Source organism: Paenibacillus sp. RU5M (assembly GCF_900221055.1).
Taxonomy (GTDB): domain Bacteria; phylum Bacillota; class Bacilli; order Paenibacillales; family Paenibacillaceae; genus Paenibacillus; species Paenibacillus marchantiae.
The window spans coordinates 717,441-731,777 of record NZ_OBQM01000001.1; the positions used below are offsets into that span (position 1 = coordinate 717,441).

Here is a 14,337-nt window from a genome sequence, read left to right on the forward strand (position 1 = left end):
AAAATTACAACATTTTTTTACACACCGCATTTTTCTTTTCAACTTGGCTAGAATGGGGTAATGGTTAATGTTATATCTATTTTCTGGAGAAGAAGGTGATCTCTTGGCCATTCAACCGTTAACAAACCCGGAAATTTCGCCGGAGCACATTTATTTGTTTCATGAAGGAAACCTTCATCACAGTTATCGAATAATGGGCGCACAGCCTGCGATCGAAGATCATCGTCAGGGGTATCGTTTTACCGTGTGGGCTCCGAATGCCACAGAAGTAGGCCTGGCTTTAGACCGTAATGGATGGAAAGGTGAACAGGAACCTTTATATAAGATACCCGATTCTGGATTTTGGAGTCGTTTTATTCCGGAAATCAGTGAAGGAACATTATACAAATTCCGTATATTAACGGAAGAGGGTACCGAATTGCTTAAAGCTGACCCTTATGCTTTCCAGGCTGAAGTTCGTCCGCGTACGGCATCGGTCACTAGCTCCATCGAAGGTTACAAATGGAATGATGGCGCGTGGAGACGCAAACAACGAGGCGTTTATAACAAACCTCTACATATTTATGAAATGCATGCTGGAACCTGGAAACGGAAAGAGGACGGCACACTCTACAGTTATCGTGAACTTGCGGACTTGCTTGTTCCTTATTTATTGGAAATGAAATATACCCATGTTGAGATGATGCCACTAAGTGAACATCCTTACGACCTATCGTGGGGGTATCAAAACACAGGATTTTTTGCGCCAACCAGCCGTTACGGGCAGCCTAAAGATCTGATGTATCTAGTTGATACTCTACATCAGGCAGGAATAGGCGTTTTGCTCGATTGGGTCCCCGCACATTTTGCGAAGGATGCTCATGGCTTGCGTTTGTTTGATGGAACGCCCTTGTATGAATATGCAGATCCACTGTTAGCAGAGAGACCAGGCTGGGGCACACTCAGCTTTGACTACTCTAAACCTGAAATTCGTTCGTTTTTGATCTCTAATGCGTTGTATTGGATGGAGATGTTCCATTTCGACGGACTTCGGGTCGATGCGGTAACCAGTATGCTTAAGTTGGATTTCGAAAAGCAGCCAGGACAATACCGAACGAATAACGAAGGTGGCCTGGAAAACAAGGAAGCTGTTGCTTTTTTGCAGCAGTTGAATGAAACGATCTTCAAGTACTTTCCCTATGCTCTGATGATGGCAGAAGAATCCAGTGCATGGCCGATGGTTACTTCGCCAGTAGATCAGGGTGGATTAGGGTTCAACTACAAATGGAACATGGGTTGGATGAACGATACACTTGATTACATGGAATCGGATTTTCACGAACGTCCTTCCAAACATCATTTGCTGACATTCCCAGTCGTATACTCCTTTGCTGAAAATTACGTGCTTCCTCTGTCTCATGACGAGGTCGTTCATGGCAAAAAGTCGCTCCTAGACAAGATGCCAGGAACATACGAGCAGAAGTTTGCCGGCATGCGTGCCTTCATGGGGTACTTTATGACATTCCCAGGCAAGAAACTGCTGTTTATGGGTGGAGAATTCGGCCAGTTTATCGAATGGAAAGATGAAGATCAACTGGACTGGTTTTTGCTGAACTATGACAGTCACCGTAAACTCCACAAGTTTGAACGGGATCTGTCCGAGCTATACTTGGGCGAAAAAGCTTTGTGGGAGCTTGATCATTCCTTTGACGGTTATGAATGGATCACTCCGGATGATCAGGACCAAAGTGTCATTTCATATGTGCGCAAAGGAAAAAAATCTGCGGATACACTCCTTGTGCTCATTAACTTTCAGCCAGTCAAGCGGGAGCGTTACCGGATTGGTGTCATGCGTCCCGGTATGTATACCGAAGTACTGAACAGTGATCATTCCGATTACGGCGGATCAGGCATTATCAATGATATGCAGCTTACTACAGAAAAGATTCCTTTTCATGGGCAACCACATAGTCTGGAAGTTGTTTTGCCACCGCTAAGTGTAGTTATTTTAAAAAAGAACACACGTCGGAAAACGGATGCACTGCCCCTTGAAGTTCAATCCGTCAGAGCAAAAGCCAGTACCACTAAAACCAGTAAAACAAAAGAAAGCACTACAGTTAAACCCAAAAGGAGGACGAAGGCATGAATATTCTATTTGCTGCTGCTGAAGTACATCCATTTATCAAAACAGGAGGCCTTGCTGACGTCATCGGTGCATTACCACAGGCACTAAAGAAGAGTGGGGCAGATGTTCGTGTCATTTTACCCAAATACAAGGGCATCCCGGATGAGTATAAAGAGGCGATGGAGCCTGTGATCACGACAGATGTTCCTCTTGGTTGGCGCAGACCTTATTGTGGAATAGAGATGCTGGTTCATGACGGGATTCCTGTCTACTTTGTAGACAATGAATACTATTTTGGACGGGATGGCGTGTATGGGTATATGGATGACGGGGAGCGTTTTGCCTTCTTCAATCGTGCTGTTCTTGAGGTGTTGCCACAAATTGAATTCAAGCCGGATGTGCTGCACAGTCACGATTGGCACGCGGGTATGATTCCTTTACTACTGGAGGCTCACTTTGCTCATGATCCTTTTTATAGTGAGATGAAAACCGTTTTTACGATACATAACCTGTTATATCAAGGTGTGTTTCCACATGATTTGTTCAGTGATTTGCTTGAGCTGGATGATCGGTATTTCACGGTGGACGGGGCAGAATATTATGGAAATGTCAATTTCCTTAAGGCAGGAATCGTTTTTGCGGATCATGTAACGACCGTCAGTCCTACTTACGCCAAGGAAGTACAAACCTCCTATTATGGCTATGGTCTGGATGGATTGCTCAGTTCATTGGGCGATCGTTTCAGTGGGATTGTCAACGGTATTGATACCAAGAGTTACAACCCGGCAGCGGACAATAAAATTGCGGTTAAATACAGAACCAGCCTGTCCAAGAAAATCGAGAACAAGATCGAGCTGCAAAAGGAATTAGGATTGCCTGTACGTCCGGATGCTCCACTTATGGTGATGGTTACAAGGCTTGTGGATTCCAAAGGTTTGGATCTGGTATGTCGTGTATTGGATGAATTATTGTACTATGACGACATTCAATTCGCAGTATTGGGTACCGGGGATCCGGCTTATGAGCACTGGTTCCGTGAGGCAGCGAATCGTTATCCGCTGAAAATGTCTGCTCAGATCACCTTCAATGATGGGTTATCCCGCCGTTTCTATGCCGGCAGCGATCTGTTCTTGATGCCATCAAGGTTCGAGCCATGTGGTATTAGCCAGTTGCTTGCACTCCGTTATGGCAGTGTACCACTTGTCCGGGAAACAGGGGGTCTGAACGATACGGTGCAGGCATACAATGAATTCAGCGGTGAGGGGAATGGATTCTCTTTCACCAGCTTTAACGCCCATGATATGATGAACACCATTCGCCGTGCTGAAGAATTTTACCATCAGCCAGAGCACTGGAAAAAGATCGTGAAAAATGCAATGAGCGGAGATTACAGCTGGAACGTCTCAGCTGAAGAGTATATGGATATTTATCGACGCATAATGCTTGAATCTGTGAAATAGATTTGCACAAATGAGCCGCAGTATATTCGTACTGCGGCTTTTTTGTACGATCATAAGGAGGAGGCGAATTTAATTTAAAATGAACAACTACATTAATTTTACCTCTACTTACAATCCTAATTTGCAGGCTTTAAGCAGTACCGACGGGTATAATGCCGTTAAAATGAATGAAATGTTTGGCCAGATCATGGGGAATATCGCCGCTGTGCAATCCACGCTGACGGGCAGCCTTATTGATGTGAGGAGTTTTGCTCCGGGAGATGGAAGCGATCAGACAGCCCAGATCAAAGCTTTTTTTGACTCGGCACAGGATGGTGATGTTTTATTATTTACGCCAGGGCACTATAAAGTAATCAAGGCGGGCTGGTTCTATACGTTTAGTGGAAGATCTGTCATCATCAAGGCGTTGCCAGGAGCAATATTGGAGGTTTCGGATCAGGGAATCCGAATTGAAGGAAGCAATCATGTAGAGATTAGTGGCGTGACTTTGGTTCGTACGACTCAAGCAGCTTGGAGTAAAAACAAGACAGGTTTATACATCGAGAATTCAAGCAATGTATTGTTGCAAAATAACGATATTAGTAAATTTACCGATGGCATTGGAGTCAATGGTTCCAGCAGTCAAGACAATCCCGCCCGAAATGTCGTGATAAGAAACAATAAACTTCATCACTTGGGAGAAGAACCGATTGCAGTTCGGAGTCATTTGGTTTTTGTGGTGATTCGTGAGAATGACTGTTACCGATATCTTGGGGATGGCATTCTGGTCAAGGGAACATGGCATGTTTCGATCACCGATAACTTTCTGCACACTCCTGTATTATCCAGTGATCCAGATTATGCTGCTTTTTCAGGCGGACAACAAGTGAGTAATATGCCTTCAGTAGGCGGCGGGATTACCTGTAACAATGAGGGTGGCGAGACTGGAGCCAAAAATCTGCATATACATGGAAACAGCCTGAATGGAACAGCATTTGGCGTGGGGCTTATCGGTTTCGAAGGTGCCTTTGTAACCTCCAATGTCTTTAAGGATATCAAAATCACTTCTGTCATTTCGGTATCTTTCTTTCCCTCCCGATACAATCCCAACGGTCTGAGCAACCATTTGTTTGTAATCCAGGGCAACCTGATCGACACCATTTTAAGACCAAGTGCTACTGCTGCCATTGAAGCTAAAACCAGTACAGGTGCAGAAGGCATGGACATCGGAATTATATCTGACAACATCATCATTCCAAGAGGAAAACGCTGGGGAATTGTCGCGGATGGTCATATTATCGTAAAAGGTAATTACATTGCCCAAGCGGGCATAGCCATGGATATTGCCAATGGAGTGATTGCATCAAGCAACATCATTGAGCCTGGCTTTGAGACGACCAATCCTGACCGAATGGTCAGTTTGCATAATGATTGTACCTTTTCTCATAATTCAGTTGCAGGAAAAGGTACATGTATACAATTACGTGGCTCGAACAATATCATAACTGGAAATCGTTTAAAATATGAGGGGACATGGTGGGCAGTGCATCTGGATATTGTTAATAATACGGTGGAGGGAAACATCATAAGAGATAACATGCTGATGGTTGCGGCAAGTGCGACGGGACGTTATCTCTTTGGCGCAAGTCCTTTTACAAATGGGAAAAACGTAGTGGTTGATCTGGTTAAAGATAATAATGGAACGTTATATCAATTAGTAAATGAAATTGTCATGCTTGGTCCGAATTCTACACGATGGAGAATAACTATAGATGCAAAAGGAGATTTAAAAACGACGAAGTTATAGCTTTAGTTCAGTTTTTCGTTAGAAAACTCCTGAAGAATCCAATGATTATTAAAGAGTTATTCAATATTTCAGGAGTTTTCTGGAAATTAGTTAACTCGGTTCCAATTGTCTATACAAAATACGGTATCCGTAAGGATCAAGTTTAATATTCATCATTCCATTGGTGGGAACAACAGCATCTTCGGTTAGTGCATCCTTCCAGTCCTTGGTTTCCATCGGATGTGACAGGGTACGTTCTTGCGGAGTATTGTTCATCCACACTGTGAAGTGAAGAGTGTCATCCATACGTTCATAAATGATGCATGGATCATTGTGATCCGCCTTCAAAAAACGGAAGCGACCTTTACGCAGAGCTTCATTACTTTTCCGCAAATCAATCATCAGGCGGTAGAAGTCATAAAGCTCCTGATCTTGCTTGGCAGGATCCCATTGCATGCATTTACGGCAATCCGGGTCACTCTCTCCGCGTATACCAACCTCATCCCCATAGAATATACAGGGTGTACCAATATAAGTGAAAAGAAACACAACCGATAATTTTAATCTGCGTTTGTCTTCTCCAGCCCGAGTAAGCAAACGTGGGGTATCATGACTGCACAGCATGTTGAAGATGACTTCATTCGTCTGTTGCGGGTAACGCATAATGAGTGATCCCATCTCGTTAGCGAAGTTATAACCATCCATCGAACCACAGAAGAACTCAAGCACCTTGTCAGCAAAAGGGTAGTTCATTACGGAATCAAATTGATCTCCCATGAGCCAGGTCAGGGAATCACTCCAAACTTCGCCTACAATATAGGCTTCCGGATTGGCGGTTTTGACCACTTTGCGGAAATCGCGCCAAAAATGGTTATCCACTTCATTCGCAACATCGAGTCGCCAACCGTCGAGTTTAATCTCCTTGATCCAATATTCAGCCACATCAAGCAAATAGTCTTTTACTTCGGGATTGGCGGTGTTGAACTTGGGCATATTGCCATAAAACCCAAATGTATCGTAGGTAGGGATACCATCCTTAATCTGTACCGGATATTCATTGATATGAAACCAGTCTGCATATTTGGAGTTTTTTCCATACTTCAGGACATCCTGAAAAGGAGGGAAGTCTTCACTGCAATGGTTAAAAACCGCGTCAAGCATGACACGGATTCCGCGGCGATGACATTGTTCTGCTACTTTTTTGAGCATTTCATTATCCCCGAAATGAGGATCTACTTTTTTATAATCAACGGTATCGTATTTATGGTAGGAGTTTGCTTGGAACAGCGGGGTAAAGTAAATGGCATTAACACCGAGTTTAGTCAGATCGTCCAGGTGATTGAGCACACCTTGCAGGTCTCCGCCAAAGTAGTTATCCAGTTCAGGTCGGCCACCCCATTCCTGGGTTCCTTCAGGGTTCAGGTCGGGATTGCCATTAGCAAACCTTTCGGTCATGATTTGGTAGAACACGGCTTCTTTGGCCCATTCGGGAACCTTAAATACATCGATTTCATGAATGTAGGAAAATTCATAATATCCTCCTGTAGGGTACGGGGGAGCATAATGAATTCCGTTATCAGCCAGATATATATTTTCGGTACCTGCGGTGATACGGAAGATGTAAGTCAGACGCTTGAATTTGGGCTTAACTGCCGTTTCCCAATAATCAAACATACTGTCGGAAGCCGCTTTCTCCAATTGAATTTCCTTATAGGTTCCATTCCAATCGTATTTATCACCAGTCAGTGCAGTCACATATTGTACATCGTCTCTCTTCGTTCGTACACGCAGGTGAATCGTCGAGGGATTATAAGCATAAGCCCATTTATCGCGGGGAACGTGGTACATCGCTTCGAGCAGCATGACAACACCTCCTGAACTTAAGATAAAGTTATAGCTATAAATAACCAAGTTAGACAGCATGTGAACCATAAGTACAGCCGCTAAATGTAAAAATTTCAACATTTTTCAACGTTTTCTTTTCACAGCATTTCCAGCTTGTGTCCGTATATACGTATTTATGATAACAAAAAGGGCGCTCCTTAAGACCCCAAATGCAGGTCCTGCAGAACACCCTACTGTTAAGACGCAGCATTTTGCGAAAAACTTAGCGACTTGCTTGCTTAAACTCTGTTTGAATGGTTTGCAGCAATTCAGGCTGTGTAAGAACATCATAAGCAGTTGCAGCAAGTGCCTTGGCTCCAAGGATCATACCATCCAGGGCCCGTTCCTGAAGCGCCAGATCACGGAATTCAATGGAATGAAGCGTATGAACTTCGTCCACAACACGGATATAAGGATGGATCGCAGGACAACGCAAGGATACGTTACCAATATCCATAGAACCATGGTCGTTCCCACTCACGATCTCCTCTTGAGAAATGCCGAGTTCAAGCAGATTAGTACTAAAAGCAGCAGATAATGATTCATTCGTGACCATCTCATCATAGGAAGTCTCATAATTAGATGTAACAAGCCGGCATCCGGTTTGCAGAGCAGAACCTTCCGCGATCTGAATTACGCGTTGAGTGAGAATATTCAACTCTTTTCTCGTCGAGGCACGTACATAGAATTGGGCTGAAGCATAGTCAGGAATGATATTGGCTGCCTGTCCTCCGCTATTGATAACACCGTGAATACGAACCGTGCTTTTCACTTGTTGTCGGAACGCATTAATGCCATTAAATGTCTGGATCACCGCATCTAGGGCATTAATGCCTTCATGTGGACTTGCAGCAGCATGTGAAGATTTCCCATGGAATTCAAATTGTACGGCATCAATAGCCAGGGAGCTTCCAGATTTCTCATAGGCGTAGTAAGGGTGAGCCATTAGCGCGACATCACAGTCATCAAATAACCCTGCTTCAGCCATAGGAACTTTAGCGCCACGCGTTTCTTCCGCTGGTGTACCGAATACTTTTAATGTTCCGCCCACCTCATCCAGTATGGACTTCAGACCTACCGCAGCTCCGAGGCTCATCATGCAGATTAGATGGTGTCCACAAGCATGACCGATTTCCGGAAGTGCGTCGTATTCACATAACAGGGCAATAGTTGGACCTGATTTGGATGCAGCATACGTACCGATGAATGCGGTGTCTAAGCCAAGAACAGGAGCTTCTACGGAAAAACCGTGGTAGGCAAGTTCTTCTTTTAACCGAGCAGAGGCGAGATATTCTTCGTTACCAAGTTCCGGATTGGCACCAATGTATGATGAAATCTCTTTAAAACGGGAAGCATATTGATCAATTACAGTTAAAATTTGTGTTTTGGTATGTGTCATGGTGGACTCCTTAAGCAAAAATGAAAATAATTCAATAATTATATCATAGTTGCGGTTATTTTTCAGAAACTAGTCAGGATTTGTAATGTCGAAATTCATTGCATAATCATGCATTCTAATTTATAATGACTCAGGCATCAACAACAGAAAGCATACAAAGTATTATAAGGGGAGAACAGGGTTGAAATTGATTAGTCGTTACACCATGATGCTGCTAGCTCTTGTGGTCTTGCTTACTACGGTTGCACCTGTTGCGTTGGCAACGGGAACTACAAGCAATTCAGGCAGTAAAAAGCTGGTGCTCGGTACAAGTGCCGATTTTGCACCATATGAATTCCATAAAGTGATTGAAGGTAAAGACCAAATTGTCGGATTTGATATTTCGATTGCTAAAGAAATTGCTGTCGATCTTGGCGCAGAACTTGTAATAGAGGATATGGGTTTTGACGGACTTCTTCCTGCGTTGCAGAGTGGTCGTGTGGATATGGTCATCTCGGGAATGACGCCAACAGATGATCGTAGACAAAGCATTGACTTCTCCGATACCTATTATAAATCAAAGCAAGTCATCATGATTCGCAATGCGGATAAAGATAAATATCCAACCATGGCTGATCTGGAAAATGAAAAAATTGGTGTTCAAAAAGGCTCCATTCAGGAAACGATTGGCCAGGGAATCCCAGGCGCAAAACTGACAGCACTTGATAAAATATCTGATATCGTGCTGCAATTGCAGACCAATCGTGTAAATGCTGCGATCGTTGAAGATACGGTGGCTGCCGGGTATCTGGATGATGTGATTGGATTAGCACCGGCTATTCCGGATGAAGAGCAGGCCGAAGCGGCAATCGGGATTCGTAAGGGCAATACGGAATTGCTGAATGCAGTGAACGGAACGCTCGAACGTCTGAAAAGCGAAAATAAAATCGATCAATTGGTTACCGAGGCAAGCCAGTTGATGGCAGACAAGGTGAAAAAAGATCAAAACATTTTTCAAGTGTTCTGGGAATACAAAAGCTTTTATGCAACAGGCGTAGGTTACACCCTCTTACTGTCTGCACTCGGTGTAATATTCGGGGTAATTATCGGTTTGATCATCTGTCTGTTACGTCTGCATGACGTTTCAATTCTGCGTTGGATCGGAACAGCTTACGTTGAAGTTATTCGTGGTACACCAATGCTGGTTCAGTTGATGATTATCTATTACGGTCTTGCTCTAACGTTGGGGATTAATTTCACGCCGCTTCAGGCGGGGATTATCACACTATCCATTAATAGTGGTGCCTATCTTGCCGAGATTTTCCGCGCTGGTATACAGGGTGTGGATCGAGGCCAGTTGGAAGCAGCTCGTTCCCTGGGAATGGGTAGAGGTGCGGCAATGCGCTTCATTGTGCTTCCACAAGCGTTCAAAGCGGTGTTGCCGGCGATCGGTAATGAATTCGTGACCATTATCAAGGAATCCTCCATCATCTCGGTTATTGGTATGGTGGACATTATGTACCAGGCAAGTGTAGTCAAAAACATTACGTACCAAGGAATGAATCCATTCCTGATTGCAGCGGCCATTTACTTTGTGCTGACGTTCATTTTGTCCAAGCTGCTGGGTCGACTGGAAAGGAAGTTGAGTGCAAGTGATAGACGTTAGACAATTACACAAATCATATGGAAATAACGATGTGCTCAAGGGCATTAACGTAACAATTGGCAAAGGCGAGGTTGTCGTGGTCATCGGTCCGTCCGGATCGGGGAAAAGTACCTTTTTGCGCTGTCTTAACTTATTGGAGCAGCCTACTTCCGGTGAGATTGACTTTGAGGGAGTTTCGATCACTGACCCTAAACACAACATTAATGCAACTCGTGAAAAAATGGGGATGGTATTCCAGCATTTCAATCTGTTCCCGCACAAAACGGTGCAGCAGAACATTACGATTGCTCCCATTAAAGTGAAAAAACAATCTGCACAGGAAGCGGAACAAATCTGCGCAGATTTGCTGAAGACGGTGGGCCTGTCTGACAAAAAAGACGCTTATCCAAATCAGCTGTCCGGTGGACAGAAACAACGGATCGCTATTGCAAGAGCGCTTGCGATGCAGCCGCATGTCATGCTGTTTGACGAGCCTACTTCAGCACTGGACCCTGAAATGGTCGGTGAAGTACTGGATGTCATGAAGCGGCTTGCAGAGGGCGGCATGACTATGGTTATTGTAACGCATGAGATGGGCTTCGCACGCGAAGTAGGGGACCGCATCCTGTTCATGGATGGCGGGGTTATTGTAGAAGAAGGAACGCCTGCTGAAGTGTTTGGTGAGCCCAAGCATGCACGTACACGTGACTTCCTTGCTAAAGTGCTCTAATCCATCCGAGTAATCATTAGGATTAATTGCATGTAAATGTAAAGTATATACTGTGGATGAGAATTCTTATTCCCTCATACATCCCTGTCGGCGACCTGCCGGCAGGGATTGTTTTGTTGCGTGTAAATACGCACGGATTTACATAAAAAGTAACGTTTCTGTCATCAACGATATAAGCTCAAATAGACATTTTTTTGAAAAAGTCGCTTGAATTCAGCAAAAATATTGAAGTGAATTAGCCAGATGGTAACATTTACTACGACTCTTGGTTACAAAGTTGTGATATATTTGTTCCTGCCGAAACTTCCGGAGTTGGGAGTGTGGGGGATGTAACGATGCAGAGTGTGCTTGGGGAAGAATCATTTGCACACGGCTTGGGGTGAATTAGGGCTACATAAATTATTAATGTAATTGAACCTATAGGGTGGTTTCCTCCATCCGAATCCGACAACTAACTTCGCAGGCATAATGAGGGAGGAAGACCATGATTAACAAGAAACGTATAGCCAAAACAGCAACAGCTTTGCTGACAGCAGCAATGCTCATTCAGGCCGTTCCGGCTCATGCTGATTCAGTTCATGTGGCCAAAGAGGGGGATACCTTCTACACCTTATCCAAACAATATGGAGTTGGACTTAACGCTCTTATTAAAGCTAACAATGACATTTCAGCTTACAACATTTATGGTGGTTTGAAAATTACGATCCCTGGTAAAACAACGAACACAGCTTCTGCTGCAGCAGCTAAAACGGAGGCCAAAACGGTAACTGCCGCAAGCCTTGACGTTAATGCAGATAGTAAAGTTGTACAAGCCTGGGGTAAAACGTTTGATTACAGCAAAGCTGTCGACGTCAAAGCAACAGCATACTCCGCAGACGCTTCCGAAAATGGAGGATGGGGTGCCGTGGATTACTTCGGTAATCCGCTTGAATTGGGTACCATTGCAGTAGACCCAAGTATCATTCCATTGGGTACAAAGGTACTGGTGACAGGTCATACACATCCAGGACTGCCAAAACAGGCATTTGTAGCAACGGCTCGTGATGTGGGTAGTGCCATTAAAGGTCACAAGATCGATATCTTTATTCCTGGCAGCAAGCAATCCGTGAGCACATTTGGTATTCAGGATGTTGAACTTTACATTTTGAAATAAAATCAAAGCGTAGCTGCACATCATCATATGTGACTCCAACTAAATCTAAATTAAACAATAAAGGGTGTTCTCCAATCACGATAATGTGAATGAAGGACACCCTTTTGAATATCCGACTGCCGTATTCTAAATCTATTTACCCTTTGGCAGTTCCAGCATTTCGTCCAAAGTCACCAGCTCGTACCCGCGGTTTCGCAATTCCTCGATAACTTCAGGCAACGCCTCGATGGTACCACTCAGCTTCGATCCGACACCGCCTCCTGCATGTTGCAGAACAATGGAACCTGGTTTAACGGCCGACAGGATGTTTTGTTTGACTTCCTCTTTGGAGAGGCCCTTCCAGTCCAGGGAATCGACGTTCCAATTCACAATGCTGTAATGTTGTTTGGCCGCCCATTGCAGCTGTTGCTCATTAATGTCGCCATAAGGTGGACGAATCATTTTGGGAGTGTAGCCCGCCAGATTCCGAATAATATCCCCGGTATGTAAGATTTGTTTGCGAAATGCATTCATAGACAGCTTACTGAACTCCGGGTGATTGTAGCTGTGATTGCCAACAATATGCCCTTCCTTTACCATGCGTTTCACTAAATCCGGATGTTTCTCAGCGCGATGTCCCACAATGAAAAACGTAGCCCGCACCTTGTATTTTTTTAGAATATCCAACACCTGCGGGGTGAACCGTGGATCAGGTACGTCATCAAAAGTCAGAGCGACCTTTTTTGTTGAGGGGCCATTGGTTTTGAACGTATCCGCATATTTCTGTCTGAGCTGTCCCAGAGTCAACTGTTCTTCTTCGGAAGAATCAGACTTCGAAGCAGGTTCGGTTTGCGGGCTTGAAGAAGCCCATAACTGAGCAGGAGCGTAACTTCCTCCCAGAAGAATGACCATGATGGATAACATTATGAGGCGTATACGCATGTTAGTGCCTCCTTTTCCCAAATTGCGTTCTCTTTGGTATGCCCGGGGCCATCCGTATTTATGCATAATGTGAGATGTTTCATTGCTGATTTATTAAATCGGAGCCATAATTCCACCATATATATATAGAAAAGGACAGGTGGAGCAGGATGAGTACATACGACTTAAATTCCGTTCGTTTACAGGTGATTGAGGCAGGGGAAGACAAGGTGTTTATGGTAACTGGAGGCAGATCACATATTGGAGCAGTAGCGACATTTTATCCGGACCGTGAGCGGGTAAGCGGGGCTACGATGCATATTCCGGGGCATAAAGAGCAAGAGCTGTGTGAAAGGCTCGCACGTAAGGCCGCCCTACATTTAAAAGTAACCGTGACCGTGATTATGGGGATTCACTTTGATGCAATTACGCGCATGCAGATTGATGAGATTGTACAGACTGCAGAGAAGCTGCTTGATGAAGAGCTCTGCCAAACTAGTCAACTGATTCAATAGTTCGATGGACGCTAAGTAGGCTAAAATCGTTTTTTATGATTTTTTTTGTTAAAATTGAAACGAGTAGAACATTGCCACGTATGTATGTTTATATACAAGGATGAACTATCGACTAGGAGGAATACCATAATGTCCATTTTCAAACGATTGCGCGATTTAACGATGTCTAACATTAACTCTATTATTGACAAGGCAGAAGATCCGATCAAGATGACGGATCAATATATCCGAGATATGCAGGAAGATCTGGAAGATGCGGAGAAAGCTGTTGCTGCACAGATCGCTATTGAGAAGAAATTCAAGCAGCTGTTCGAAGAACAGGAAGCTCTCGTGAAGAAACGTGAGGAGCAAGCACATACAGCAGCGCGTGCACAGAATATGGATTTGGCCCGTCGGGCACTGGAAGAGAAAAAAGTCGCTGAAGAGAAGATGGCCGAATACAAAACAAGCTACGATCAAAACAAGGCTTCTGCCGATAACCTTCGTGGCAAGCTGGACGAAATGCGCAAACAATTGACGCAAATGAAAAACAAACGTGAAACATTGGTTGCGCGCTACAACGCTGCAAAAGCTCAAACCGAAATCAACAAGGCGCTGAACGGATTTGGCTCCGACACTGCAAGTGCCGGCATGAAGCGTATGGAAGAAAAAATGATGCAGATGGAAGCACAGGCCGAAGCCAGCAATGAGATGTCGTCCAAAGGAAAATCGCTGGATGATGAGTTTGAGAAGCTGGGCAAAGATCAGGCTGTTGAGGATGAACTGGCAGCACTGATGAAGCAATACGAAAATAAGAACTAAAA

Annotated in this window: 11 protein-coding genes and 1 riboswitch; of the genes, 8 read left to right on the forward strand and 3 right to left on the reverse strand. The window is 44.3% G+C overall.

Annotation, left to right across the window (positions count from 1 at the left end; all coding sequences use genetic code 11):
* Positions 1-67 precede the first annotated feature (67 nt).
* The 3 genes from glgB (at position 68) to CRO25_RS03440 (ending at position 5,350) form a co-directional block, all read left to right on the forward strand.
* Positions 68-2,125, forward strand: coding sequence for a 1,4-alpha-glucan branching protein GlgB (glgB, locus tag CRO25_RS03430; protein WP_256863555.1), 2,058 nt, complete (start codon positions 68-70; stop codon positions 2,123-2,125).
* The gene (gene glgA, locus CRO25_RS03435; RefSeq protein WP_079693914.1) at positions 2,122-3,564 is read left to right on the forward strand and encodes a glycogen synthase GlgA; all 1,443 of its coding nucleotides are present in this window, start codon (positions 2,122-2,124) and stop codon (positions 3,562-3,564) included. Before glgB ends, glgA begins: the two co-directional genes overlap by 4 nt.
* Positions 3,565-3,643: 79 nt before the next feature.
* On the forward strand, positions 3,644-5,350 hold the full coding sequence (locus CRO25_RS03440) for a right-handed parallel beta-helix repeat-containing protein (RefSeq protein ID WP_079693913.1): 1,707 nt from the start codon (positions 3,644-3,646) through the stop codon (positions 5,348-5,350).
* A 90-nt stretch (positions 5,351-5,440) separates the two neighbouring features.
* Here CRO25_RS03440 and CRO25_RS03445 read toward each other — a convergent pair whose 3' ends face one another.
* Positions 5,441-7,192 carry an alpha-glycosidase gene (locus CRO25_RS03445; protein ID WP_079693912.1) on the reverse strand — a complete coding sequence of 584 codons (1,752 nt, stop codon included), beginning with the start codon at positions 7,190-7,192 and terminating at the stop codon, positions 5,441-5,443.
* 244 nt (positions 7,193-7,436) lie between these two features.
* The gene (locus CRO25_RS03450; protein ID WP_079693911.1) at positions 7,437-8,612 is read right to left on the reverse strand and encodes a M20 family metallopeptidase; all 1,176 of its coding nucleotides are present in this window, start codon (positions 8,610-8,612) and stop codon (positions 7,437-7,439) included.
* A gap of 181 nt (positions 8,613-8,793) precedes the next feature.
* Here CRO25_RS03450 and CRO25_RS03455 point away from each other — a divergent pair, with 181 nt between their 5' ends.
* The 3 genes from CRO25_RS03455 (at position 8,794) to CRO25_RS03465 (ending at position 12,119) form a co-directional block, all read left to right on the forward strand.
* Positions 8,794-10,257, forward strand: a complete 1,464-nt coding sequence (locus CRO25_RS03455) for an ABC transporter substrate-binding protein/permease (RefSeq protein ID WP_079693910.1) — start codon at positions 8,794-8,796, stop codon at positions 10,255-10,257.
* Positions 10,244-10,966, forward strand: a complete 723-nt coding sequence (locus CRO25_RS03460) for an amino acid ABC transporter ATP-binding protein (RefSeq protein ID WP_072733276.1) — start codon at positions 10,244-10,246, stop codon at positions 10,964-10,966. The genes CRO25_RS03455 and CRO25_RS03460 overlap by 14 nt, the downstream gene beginning before the upstream one ends.
* A gap of 285 nt (positions 10,967-11,251) precedes the next feature.
* Positions 11,252-11,448, forward strand: a riboswitch (cyclic di-AMP (ydaO/yuaA leader).
* A 2-nt stretch (positions 11,449-11,450) separates the two neighbouring features.
* Complete coding sequence (locus CRO25_RS03465) at positions 11,451-12,119, forward strand: 3D domain-containing protein (RefSeq protein WP_063562812.1); 669 nt, start codon at positions 11,451-11,453, stop codon at positions 12,117-12,119.
* 132 nt (positions 12,120-12,251) lie between these two features.
* On the opposite strand, the gene CRO25_RS03470 is transcribed toward CRO25_RS03465, so the two are convergent.
* Positions 12,252-13,040: a polysaccharide deacetylase family protein gene (locus CRO25_RS03470; protein WP_072733275.1), complete on the reverse strand. Its 789-nt coding sequence runs from the start codon at positions 13,038-13,040 to the stop codon at positions 12,252-12,254.
* Between the two features lie 149 nt (positions 13,041-13,189).
* On the opposite strand from CRO25_RS03470, the gene CRO25_RS03475 reads away from it, so the two are divergent.
* Positions 13,190-13,534: a hypothetical protein gene (locus CRO25_RS03475; RefSeq protein ID WP_072733274.1), complete on the forward strand. Its 345-nt coding sequence runs from the start codon at positions 13,190-13,192 to the stop codon at positions 13,532-13,534.
* A gap of 129 nt (positions 13,535-13,663) precedes the next feature.
* The gene (locus CRO25_RS03480; protein WP_024634017.1) at positions 13,664-14,335 is read left to right on the forward strand and encodes a PspA/IM30 family protein; all 672 of its coding nucleotides are present in this window, start codon (positions 13,664-13,666) and stop codon (positions 14,333-14,335) included.
* The last annotated feature ends 2 nt before the right edge of the window (positions 14,336-14,337 follow it).

Excerpts from the sequence above, each read along its gene's own strand:
- CRO25_RS03450 (WP_079693911.1), bottom strand. The coding sequence starts at position 8,612 with ATGACACATACCAAAACACAAATTTTAACTGTAATTGATCAATATGCT.
- glgA (WP_079693914.1), top strand. The coding sequence starts at position 2,122 with ATGAATATTCTATTTGCTGCTGCTGAAGTACATCCATTTATCAAAACA.
- CRO25_RS03445 (WP_079693912.1), bottom strand. The coding sequence starts at position 7,192 with ATGCTGCTCGAAGCGATGTACCACGTTCCCCGCGATAAATGGGCTTAT.
- CRO25_RS03440 (WP_079693913.1), top strand. The coding sequence starts at position 3,644 with ATGAACAACTACATTAATTTTACCTCTACTTACAATCCTAATTTGCAG.
- CRO25_RS03465 (WP_063562812.1), top strand. The coding sequence starts at position 11,451 with ATGATTAACAAGAAACGTATAGCCAAAACAGCAACAGCTTTGCTGACA.
- glgB (WP_256863555.1), top strand. The coding sequence starts at position 68 with ATGTTATATCTATTTTCTGGAGAAGAAGGTGATCTCTTGGCCATTCAA.
- CRO25_RS03475 (WP_072733274.1), top strand. The coding sequence starts at position 13,190 with ATGAGTACATACGACTTAAATTCCGTTCGTTTACAGGTGATTGAGGCA.
- CRO25_RS03480 (WP_024634017.1), top strand. The coding sequence starts at position 13,664 with ATGTCCATTTTCAAACGATTGCGCGATTTAACGATGTCTAACATTAAC.
- CRO25_RS03470 (WP_072733275.1), bottom strand. The coding sequence starts at position 13,040 with ATGCGTATACGCCTCATAATGTTATCCATCATGGTCATTCTTCTGGGA.